Source organism: Bacillus sp. 05T31 (genome assembly GCF_056396725.1).
In genome coordinates this window covers 1-1,366 of sequence record NZ_JBFTMA010000914.1, presented here as the reverse complement: position 1 = coordinate 1,366, position 1,366 = coordinate 1, and the positions used below count along the sequence as shown (strand labels likewise).

The 1,366-nt window shown below is 36.1% G+C and carries 3 protein-coding genes and 1 pseudogene; 1 reads left to right on the top strand and 3 read right to left on the bottom strand.

Translation table 11 applies throughout. The features are described from left to right. The 3 genes and pseudogenes from AC1DJR_RS29855 to AC1DJR_RS29845 form a co-directional block, all read right to left on the bottom strand. A partial coding sequence (locus tag AC1DJR_RS29855; RefSeq protein ID WP_477004240.1) for a glycine zipper domain-containing protein occupies positions 1-186 on the bottom strand: 186 nt, incomplete at its 3' end. A 92-nt stretch (positions 187-278) separates the two neighbouring features. Beyond that, positions 279-512: pseudogene (locus tag AC1DJR_RS29850) on the bottom strand (DDE-type integrase/transposase/recombinase); the annotation flags it as partial. A 114-nt stretch (positions 513-626) separates the two neighbouring features. After that, positions 627-827 carry a DUF1657 domain-containing protein gene (locus tag AC1DJR_RS29845; protein ID WP_000218933.1) on the bottom strand — a complete coding sequence of 67 codons (201 nt, stop codon included), beginning with the start codon at positions 825-827 and terminating at the stop codon, positions 627-629. 210 nt (positions 828-1,037) lie between these two features. On the opposite strand from AC1DJR_RS29845, the gene AC1DJR_RS29840 reads away from it, so the two are divergent. Beyond that, the coding region (locus AC1DJR_RS29840) for a hypothetical protein (RefSeq protein ID WP_477004239.1) at positions 1,038-1,366 on the top strand (329 nt) is incomplete at its 3' end.

The following is a 1,366-nucleotide window of genomic DNA, read 5'->3' as shown; positions in this document are numbered from 1 at the left end:
GTCATTAGCCTCATCGGCACCTTCGCCGACTTTGTTACCCATCGCTCCTCCTGCAACAGCTCCTGCAACGGTACCAAGTGGACCAAGAACAGAACCCAAAGCAGCTCCAGCGACAGCACCGACACCAGTTCCTACCGCTTCGCCAGCATCATTATCAACACGGTTACGTTCGTTTTTATCAGCCACTCATCTCACTCCTTATTTAGAATAGGCAAGTGCATTCCAGCACAATACCTTACATATTTTGACCTATAAGGACAGATTTATTCAAAGTGTTAGAATCCTGAGGATTTAGCAAACCGGCGCTTTACATAGCGATGATCTTGGTCTATGTAATTATTGAAATGTTTGATTGTAGAATGAGTAGTACTTTTATAAAAGTCATTCACCTTTAATTTTTTGAGTGAACAAAGTAAAGAAAGGGCCTTATCTGTTGTCAGAACCGTTGGTTCTCCAAAAGTTTGAACGAGTCGTTTCATAAAAGCATACGCAGATTGTGTATTCCGTTTCTTAAGTTGATGGGCATATGGCGATACCCTTTAATCGTAATCAGCATTATAATAATCGTTATTTAAGCTGGGCACTCTTCTATGGAGACGATATTCTATGTGAAAGGTATTATGTGATTACTTGTACTGAGGCTCTTCATGTTCAATTTGTTGAAGACGAGGATTTAAAGATTCAATAATTTCTTGAGTTTGTTGTGCTGCACCTTTATATAATTGTTTTGCTTGCTTGTTATCAGTATCAAGAACAAATCCTTCTAGGCATGCTTGAGCACTCTTTAATCCAGCGATAGTTTGTTTAAGTTTAGTACTTACTGTCATGTAGTATTCCTCCTTGTAAATGTACTTCAAAATATAGAATGCCTATTTTGTTATCATATTACGATTTCCAATTTTAGGGTTATGCGAATGAGAAATTTTATAGTTAATCATTCAAAGGAGGATTTTTTAGCTAATAGATGCATGGAATAGTTTTGTCCCAATAACAAAAACTAACAGAAATAAAACGATAATATATAAAGGAGATTAAATATGCTGAAAAAGATAGGAAGAATTTTCCGAGTATTCCTCTTTTTATTTATCGGTGGATGTTTAGTTTTGCTTGTTTGGGGTGAAATTGACAGAACAATAGCCGGAAAAAGTGGGAGATATGGCCAGCAGCCTAATCAATACCCTCTTCGTCAAAGTGATATTACTATGTATACAGAYGGGAAACAGTTAAACAATCAATTATTCTCAGATATARAGAAAGCAAAGCATTACGTGCATATTARCTTYTTYTCTATTGCTGATGATAAAGTAAGTCATCAGTTTCTAGAGCTATTGCGGAAAAAAAGTCAAGAAGGTGTAGAAGTATACTA